General features: G+C 59.4%; 5 protein-coding genes and 1 pseudogene. 3 read left to right on the top strand and 3 right to left on the bottom strand.

Annotation, left to right across the window (positions count from 1 at the left end; translation table 11 throughout):
* Positions 1-155: 155 nt before the first annotated feature.
* Entirely contained in the window at positions 156-1,025 is an 870-nt protein-coding gene (locus BT125_RS06575) for an AraC family transcriptional regulator (RefSeq protein WP_072405721.1), read from the bottom strand.
* A gap of 134 nt (positions 1,026-1,159) precedes the next feature.
* Here BT125_RS06575 and BT125_RS06570 point away from each other — a divergent pair.
* Positions 1,160-1,434: pseudogene (locus BT125_RS06570) on the top strand (hypothetical protein); the annotation flags it as partial.
* Positions 1,435-1,526: 92 nt separating this feature from the next.
* Here BT125_RS06570 and BT125_RS06565 read toward each other — a convergent pair.
* The gene (locus BT125_RS06565) at positions 1,527-3,323 is read right to left on the bottom strand and encodes a methyl-accepting chemotaxis protein (protein ID WP_072405720.1); all 1,797 of its coding nucleotides are present in this window, start codon (positions 3,321-3,323) and stop codon (positions 1,527-1,529) included.
* A 253-nt stretch (positions 3,324-3,576) separates the two neighbouring features.
* Between BT125_RS06565 and BT125_RS06560 the strand changes: the two genes are divergently transcribed.
* Positions 3,577-5,661 (top strand): TonB-dependent siderophore receptor, encoded by a 2,085-nt coding sequence (locus BT125_RS06560; protein ID WP_371857794.1) that lies wholly within the window; start codon positions 3,577-3,579, stop codon positions 5,659-5,661.
* Between the two features lie 70 nt (positions 5,662-5,731).
* Here BT125_RS06560 and BT125_RS06555 read toward each other — a convergent pair whose 3' ends face one another.
* Positions 5,732-6,727, bottom strand: a complete 996-nt coding sequence (locus BT125_RS06555; protein WP_072405742.1) for an acyltransferase family protein — start codon at positions 6,725-6,727, stop codon at positions 5,732-5,734.
* Positions 6,728-7,495: 768 nt separating this feature from the next.
* Here BT125_RS06555 and BT125_RS06550 point away from each other — a divergent pair.
* Positions 7,496-8,905, top strand: a complete 1,410-nt coding sequence (locus tag BT125_RS06550) for a circularly permuted type 2 ATP-grasp protein (RefSeq protein ID WP_072347172.1) — start codon at positions 7,496-7,498, stop codon at positions 8,903-8,905.
* Positions 8,906-8,908 lie beyond the last annotated feature (3 nt).

Raw genomic sequence — 8,908 nt, 5'->3', positions numbered from 1 at the left:
CCTGTGGGAGCGGGCTTGCTCGCGAAGGCGTCGGGTCAGTCGCCATTGATGTGGCTGACACACCGCTTTCGCGAGCAAGCCCGCTCCCACAGTTGTTTTGGGGTGGGTCTCAAGATGTGCATACACCACAGATGAGTTGAACGCTGCCTGTTCCATCATTGCAGCGGAATATAAACATCCGTTTGCCATTGATCCTGCGGTGTCTCGGGATAAACGCTCAGGTAGTGGAAGAACAATGGATGGTCTCGCAGTTCCTCCCCACTGGTAGGCAGCCAGTCGCGGTAAATCGGATAGATCGTTTCACCGATGTGGTCCGGCGACCCTGTGTGCCGCACCACAGCGCAACGACCGCCGGGAATGACGCGCTCTTGCACGCTGGATTCATTTGGCCCCACGGCCTCGTGAATCTCGCCGCAGATGGCGAAGCGGAAGTCTGGAGGAGGTGTCGTATCGGGGTTGTTATAGGGAATGCCAAAGGTGCGACTCGAAAGTACTGGCGACTGTCCGCTCTGTATGCGCCACTCGATGAACTTGCGCACGCTTTCATTCACCTGCCCGCCGGGCCCGCAATGCTCTAGCGCAGCGACTCTGACTTCGGGGAATTCCACGATTCGTACTTGCATGATGATGTTCCTGGAAAAGTGAGGGATGGTGAACACCGCATTCCAGACTTGCCAGTTCGGCTCCTTCCTGAATGCACTCGGCGTCATGCCGAACGCCCGCCTGAACGCCCTGCAAAATGCTTCGGGACTTTCAAACCCTGCACCGAATGCGGCGTCCAGTATCGAATGATCCGCGAGGGCGGCCAGGCGATGGGCCGCCCGTCGTAGTCGCATCAGTTGCACATAACGTGAGACCGGCACGCCGACGAAAGCGGTGAATTGACGGTGGAAGTGAAAGGCCGAAAAGTTCGCCACACGGCTCAGCCTCTTGACCGACAGGTCACCTTCGAGATTGTCATCGATGTAGGCGAGCACCGCGTTGAAGCGTTCGGTATAGGCAAGGGGCGTGGATGTGTCGGACACTGGCAAGGGCTCTTGGAAGTACGGTCGGTCATAAGATCGGCGATAACGATGGGAGGGTGCCTAGCCGGGTTTGCTCAACTCCGGGCCGGCAAGGCCGACTGGGAGGCCACCATCGCCCTGGCAGCCTGCAATGACCGCGCAACGATGCCGCACCGGACGGCACGCCGACCATGCACATCGAGCAGTGCGTGTGCGGAAAAGGACGTTTCATGCTCACTGGCTAGTGCGCACTGAAGAGAAGGTCAACGGCCGCTATCCGCTGCCGCTGACCACTGGGCGTATCCTAAGCCAGTACAACGTCGGCGCCCAGACCCGGCGCACCGAGAACGTGGCCTGGCACAAGGAAGACCGCCTGAAAATCGGCGTTCGGGCAGTGGGGCTTGGGTGTGGTTCGCAGACCGGGCATACGAAGGAACCCGACAGATCCGAAGATCTCCCACAGTTGTTTTTGGGGGAGTTTCAAGAGGTGCATACACCATCGATCCCTTTCTGAGTGCACCCTCACTCCGCCAACAACACCGCCGCATCGAAGCCCACCCGCAAGTTGCCCCAATGGCGGCCGCCGAAGAAGAACGGGACGTCGATCTCGGTCATGATTTCCCCGGTATCGCGCAGGTAGGTCTGCAATAGGAAGCGCTGGACGTTGCCCGCCGCGCGCAGGCCGATCGGGTCGTTGAAGATTCGCTTGTTGCGACACACTGGCAAATCCACCGCCCGGTCGCCGGTTGGCGGCTTGGAGACCCAACTGTTGTTCACCGGGCAGTAGCCCTTGCTGTCGACAATGAACGAAACCTTGCCACCCGGCGTGCTGCGGGTGAGTTTATCGCATTCTTCCTGGCAGACCTGGGCAAAGCGTTCGGTGTAGCTGGTCATGTACTGCTTGGGATCGGTACCGGGAATCAGCTGGTAATTCTGATCGAACAGGTTCAGGCCTTCGCGTTGCAGCGCCTCCAGGCGGACCTGGAGCGTGTCGCGGCACTCGCTGGCACGGGTAATGGCGGCATCCAGCTTGCCGTGGCCGAGCACGAAACGACCCAGCAGTGCCTGGACCTTTTCGGCCACGCCGGAGAGGTCGCGGGTGGCCGTTGCCGAATGCTGCATGCGCTGGTCGATCAACTGGCTGTCGGCGTGAATCTGGGTCACCCGGTCGTTGATCCCGGTGTTGCTGTCGGCGAACTGTTGGATGTGGGTCGCGATGTCCGCCAGCTTGCCGTTGGTGGATTCGAAGTCGACGATCATGCTTTCGAAATGGCCAGAGGCGCGTTCCACCACTTTCTGGGTTTCCCGGGCGCTGTGGCTGATCTGCGTGGTCTGTTCGTGGGTGGAGCTGACTTCTTCGAGCATGGCGTCGATGTTGCGCGAGATATCGTCGGTGGCCCGGCTGACATTCTGTGCCAAGGTGCGCACTTCATCGGCCACCACCGCGAAGCCACGGCCACTTTCGCCGGCCCGGGCGGCTTCGATGGCAGCATTGAGGGCCAGCAGGTTGGTCTGGGCAGAGATCTGCTGGATCAATCCGACAATCGACTTGATGCTCGAGGAACGCTGGTTCAAGGCGCTCACCAGGGTGGCAAATTCACCGAGACTGCTGGAAATCTCACTGATGTTGCCGGTTACTTCCAGTAGCTCGGCGTAGGAGTCGCGGGCCATGCTCAGGTTCTGGGCGGTGGTGCTGGAGATGCCCTGGGTCTGGCGCGAGACTTCTTCGATGCGGCCCACGGCGGTGTTGCTCTGGTCCATCACTTCCTTGGCGAAGCGGGCCTGGTGGGTGGCGCTGTCGCTGGAGTCGCTGATGTTCTTCAGCGAGCGAGCCGACTCGACGGCGATGTGCACAGTCAGCGCCTGGACATTGCTGATGATCTCCCGCTGCTTGGCCAGGAATCGGTTGCAGGTGCCGGCCAGCACGCGGATCTCATCGTGGGTCACCAGCGGCAGGTCCTTGGACAGGTCACCTTCGCCGTTGGCGATCTCTTCCAGGGCCTTGGTCATGGCGGTAACGGGGCGCACGATGAGGTGGCGGAAATACCAGACCATGAAACTGATCATGCCCAGCGTCAGGACCGCGCCGAAGAGCAGGGCATGGGTAAGACTGTCGAGCCGGCCTTCGATCTGCCCCAGCAAGGCACCGTCCAACTGTGCGTTGCGCAACAGCAGCAGGATCTCGGCGCGGGCGCTGACGGCCACCCAGTACAACAAGCCACTGACCAGCACCAACAGGAAAAGACTCGAGAGCTTTTTGGTGAGGGTATCGAAAAACTGCATTTCGATAGACTCGTACAAGTCCTTCAACGTCTGCATGCCGCTGCTCCTGGGCAAAAAAATCTCTTAATGGAATACATTCGACCGCGAGCGCCAAAGCTTTAGGGCGATGGGGCAATTTGATATCAGTCTGTGGGAGCGTGCTCGTTCCCACAGAGGTTTGGGGTGATCATCATTTGATACAAAAGATTTACTGGGAATTATTCTCAAAGTATATTCGCTCTCATTAACGACCCTTCCATGAGTGCGCGTCTTGAATCGTTCCACCCCCCTCGCAAATCGCAACGTCTTCATCAAGTGTGTGTTGCCAACCCTGTCCTGCTGCTTCATTGCAAGCCCGTTGTGGGCACAGGACGCTGTCGAACTGCCGGCCACGGATATCCAGGGCAGTCGTGTCACTCAGGATGAAGGCTATACGACGTCGCAAGCCAGCACGGCGAGCAAGAGCGATGTACCAATCAAGGAAGAGGCGCAGTCGATCAACGTGGTGACCCAGCAGACCCTGGCGGACTACCAGGTGCGCTCGCTGAACGACGCGATGAAGTTCGTCAGCGGCGTCAGCCAGGGCAATACCCTGGGCGGCTCGAGGGACTCGCTGGTCAAGCGCGGGTTCGGCACCAACGACGACGGCTCGATCCTGCGCGACGGCGTGCGTTCGAACCTGGGCCACAACTTCAGCGCCACCACCGACCGCGTCGAAGTGCTCAAGGGCCCGGCCTCGATGCTGTACGGCGCGCTGGAGCCCGGCGGCCTGATCAACGTCATCAGCAAGAAACCGGAATACACCCCAAGCACCACGCTGAGCGGCTCGGCCTACAGCGAAGGTGGCGGCACCATGGCCCTGGACACCACCGGGCCGCTGGGCGATACCGGCCTGGCCTATCGCCTGATTGCCGAGCGCGGCCACGAGGATTACTGGCGCAACTATGGTGTCAATGAGAGCACGCTGGTGGCGCCGTCCCTGGCTTGGACGGGTGAGCGGGCCACGTTGAACCTGAGTTATGAGTACAACGAATACTCCAATCCGTTTGACCGAGGCACGGTGTTCACCAACGGGCATCCGGCCGATATCGATTATGACAAGCGCCTCGATGAGCCTTGGGCCAAGAGTGTCGGTATTCGCGAAACGGCGACGGCGCGGTTTGAGTATGAGCTGAGTGAGACGTGGAAAACGCGGGTTACCTATGGTTGGAACAATGATCGGTACAGTCTTTCGATTGCACAGCCCGATGTCTTGACGGGAAATCAACTGAGCAGAAAATCCAACGGCGCTCATTACGATGACGAAACGCGCTACGCCAGTTGGGACTTCATCGGTAAGCAGGAGTTGTTCGGCCAGCGCCATGACCTGTTGGTTGGCATCGATAATCAAGTGTCGGATCAGTTTCGTGGCAAGACCTACCGTGGGGATGCGCAAGGAGGGTTCGACATCACTGCGCCGGTTTATGGTGGGTTGGCAGAACCCAGCAAGCTGAATGCAAAACAGAGCAACCTGAGTAACCAACTGACCTCCAGCTCCATTTATCTCAAGGACAACTGGCATCTGAATGATCGCTGGATACTGGTCTTCGGTGGTCGCTACCAGCATTACGACCAATTCGCCGAACAAGGCATGATCCAGCGAGAGGGGGTTCGCGACGATAATGGCGACGCCTTCGTTCCATTTCTGGGATTGGTCTATAAAGCTGCCGAGACCCTGTCTCTTTATGGTAATTACAGCCGTTCATTCAAGCCTAACGATACCGTCGACGACAACCTCAGCACCTTCAAACCGGAAGAAGGGCGTAGCTATGAAGTGGGTGCCAAATACGACCCGATCCCTGGGCTGAATATCAATCTCGCCTTGTTCGATATCGTCAAAAAGAACGTGGTAACGACCACTGTAGTCGGCGGAAAGAACATTGCAGAAGCCGCTGGCAAGGTGGGTTCCCAGGGCCTGGAGCTTGACATCACTGGCCGCCTGGCCGACCGCTGGGACCTGATCGGCACCTATGCCTACACCCACACGGAGATTCTCGACGATCCGGATGACGAAGGTCACCGTCTCTCCGACGCGCCTAAACACACCGCCAGCCTCTACCTGTCCCACCACCTGAACGTACCCGCCGAATTCGGCGCCTGGCACGCCGGTGCCGGCGCTCGTTACGTCGGCGAACGCGCCGCCAACAACGCCAACGATTTCTGGCTCAGCAGCTACACCGTCGCCGACGCTTTCCTGCGTTGGGAAGCGCCGGTGATGGGGCACAAGACCTCGTTGCAGTTGAACGTGGACAATCTGTTCGACAAGCAGTACTACCCGTCCTCCACCGGCAGCCAGTTGCAGGTCAACGTCGGCGAGCCGCGTACCGCCAAGCTGAGCGCCAGCGTGACGTTCTGATTTTGCTGCGCTGAAACAAAAAATGCCCGGGACCTGCGTCCCGGGCATTTTTTTGTACGGCAGTCAGAGGCTAAGTCGCCGTGCTGCCAACGGGAGCCGTGGAATCGTACTTAACGCCTGCCCTGAGGGCATGACGAAGCTTCAGCGCCGGTCGCTCGACCCCATAGTACGAAACGCCACTCAACGCGAACGACAGCACCAGTACCGCCGTGATGATCAGGGCGCTGTACTCCACCGGCCAGAACGCCCGCAATACATACATCACCACGAAGTGGTTGAGGAACACGCCATAGCTGATGTTGCCCAGGAACTCATCGAGCCGGTGATGCCTAAGCCTGCCGAGCAGAAACACCGCTGGCAGGCCCAGGGCGATGCCCAGGGTCACCTCGGCGTTGAACGGCCGACGGGGAATGATCCCCACGACAATGGCCAGGAACATCAAGGCGGCAACGAACAGGGCGATGGACACGATCCACAGCCCTTTGGCCTGGGCCCGATACAGGTAGCTGCCGCAGAGGAAAATGAACAGCACGCCCGGCAGCAGGCGATAGCCGTAGATGTCCGTGTCGAGGTAGCCCAGGGAAGCGACCATGAACACCGTCACGGATACGGCAAAGGCGACACCCCGTATTTTATAGAGGAACAGGAACGGGATCAGCAGGTAAAAGCACATTTCCAGTCCCAGGGACCAAGCGGGTGGCAGGATCTCGGGCACGGTGATGCCGAACATGTAGAAACCCAGTGGCAGGATCGGCAGGCTGGTGGCGATGTTTTCCAGGGTCAGGGCGGCTGCCTGGGGCGTTCCCGGCAAGAGGAAATGGATCACCGCGCAGGACATGACGAAGTACACCAGGAACTGTGGATACAGCCGCAACAATCGATCGACGTAGAACGGACCGATCTGACCTGGCGTGTTGTAGGTCCTCTCGATCAGCGAGGTCATCACGAAGCCGCTGATGATCAGGAATGACACCACGGCAACGACGCCGGGATTCAAACCCATGAACGTCACGCCCATATGAGAAACTGCCACCAGCATGGCCAGCAGCAACCGATAAACCCCCACGCACATCATCCTTAATCAGAGTTGATCCTTTTGCGCAGTACGTTATTGGGATTTTTGAGCCGTTAATAGTGGTTTTCGGGGCAGCGGCGGGGTAGTGGGGATAATTGTCAGATTTGACACTGTTGTTTCAGGTGGATGCCTGTCGCGAGCAGGTTCGCTCCCACCGGGCTCGATGAAGCCTGCCCGCGACCTTGAGGGAAGTGGTCTACGCCTCGTGCACGGACATCAATGGTTCAATCACCGCCCGGTCCTGGATGAGCTGAGGTGAACGGCCTGGCTGCTTCACGGTGGGGCGAGGGTATGAATCCGTGCATGTTCCTGCAACGTTGCAGTGCGTTCAGGGTCACGCCACCTGGGGTTGTTGGCGGCGTCTGAAGGATCGGCCATGGACGAATGAGTAAAAACTTCCCTCTTGTGGGGCGTTGTTGTCCCATTTCACCCGCTCAAAGGCCGCTCAAGCCAGCGCTCGAGACAAAGGGCGCCAGCATTTACGTTCATTCATGTCGCCAGATCGAAAAATAATTTCGCCTTTTTGCGGTTTTGCAATGCTTCTTCTATTCAGTACGTGACACCGTCACGCTTAGGCACACCCTTTGCTAAGTATTGAAAACCCGGCCTTTCAGGCCAGGACACATCATCCATGAAGAGTAACAGAGGGCAATCCCGGGACCGCACTCAATCAAGCAGGGTTTAAAGCAAGGCAAGGCCGAACCGTCGGAATGACGAAGTGATAAGAAATGCCGTGTAGAACGCGGCTGGGAGTTGGCTATGCCCCACGCTTTTTTTAATGAAATGTATGACGCCCAGGGTGACTGCCGCCCGCATTACCAAGCCTTCTCGCGCTGGCTGGCGGACACCCCGCTTGAACTGCTGGAGCAACGCCGCCGCGAAGCCGACCTGCTGTTCCATCGCGCCGGTATCACCTTCACCCTCTACGGGGACGAGCAGGGCACCGAGCGCCTGATCCCCTTCGATATCATTCCCCGCAGCATCAAGGCCAGTGAATGGCAAATGGTCGAGCGTGGTTGCATCCAGCGGGTTCAGGCCCTGAACATGTTCCTGGCCGACATCTACCATGGGCAGCACATCCTCAAGGAAGGAATCATCCCCCCCGAGCAGGTGCTCGCCAACGAGGGCTACCAGATCGCGATGCAGGGCCTGAACCTGCACCGGGGCATCTACGCCCATATCGCCGGTGTCGACCTGGTTCGCGACGGTGACGGCAGTTATTACGTGCTGGAAGACAACCTGCGCACCCCCAGCGGCGTGAGCTACATGCTCGAAGACCGCAAGATGATGATGCGCCTGTTCCCCGAGCTCTTCGCCGCCCAGCGCGTGGCCCCCATCGATCATTACCCGAACCTGCTGCTCGACACCCTCAAGAGCTCAAGCCCTCTGGAAAACCCCACCGCCGTGGTGCTGACGCCGGGACGCTTCAACAGTGCCTATTTCGAACACGCCTTTCTGGCCCGTGAAATGGGGGTGGAACTGGTGGAGGGGGCCGATCTGTTCGTGCGGGACGACCACGTGTACATGCGCACCACCGCCGGCCCTCGACAGGTGGACGTGATTTACCGTCGCCTTGACGACGCCTACCTCGACCCGCTGTCGTTCAACCCCGATTCGATGCTGGGCGTGCCCGGGCTGATCGCTGTTTACCGCGCGGGCAACGTGGTGCTGGCGAACGCGGTCGGCACAGGCGTGGCCGATGACAAGTCGATCTACCCTTACGTCGACGAAATGATCCGCTTCTACCTCACCGAAGAACCGATCCTGAAAAACGTACCCACCTGGCAGTGTCGCAAGCCCCAGGACCTGTCCCATGTGCTGGCCAACCTACCGGATCTGGTGGTCAAGGAAACCCAGGGCTCCGGCGGCTACGGCATGCTGGTCGGGCCGGCCGCCAGCGCGGCGGAGATCGAAGATTTCCGCGCGCGCCTCAAGGCCCGTCCCGAAGCCTATATCGCCCAGCCGACCTTGAGCCTGTCCACATGCCCGACCTTTGTCGAGAGCGGCATCGCGCCGCGCCACATCGACCTGCGTCCGTTCGTGCTGTCGGGCAAGGAAACGCGCCTGGTACCCGGCGGGCTGACTCGCGTGGCGCTGCGCGAAGGCTCGCTGGTGGTGAACTCGTCCCAGGGCGGTGGCACCAAAGACACTTGGGTAGTGGAGGACTAAGAC

It is taken from the genome of Pseudomonas sp. NFACC04-2, from assembly GCF_900119265.1.
Classification (GTDB): Bacteria; Pseudomonadota; Gammaproteobacteria; order Pseudomonadales; family Pseudomonadaceae; genus Aquipseudomonas; species Aquipseudomonas fluorescens_AA.
This window is presented reverse-complemented; position numbering and strand designations above follow the sequence as displayed.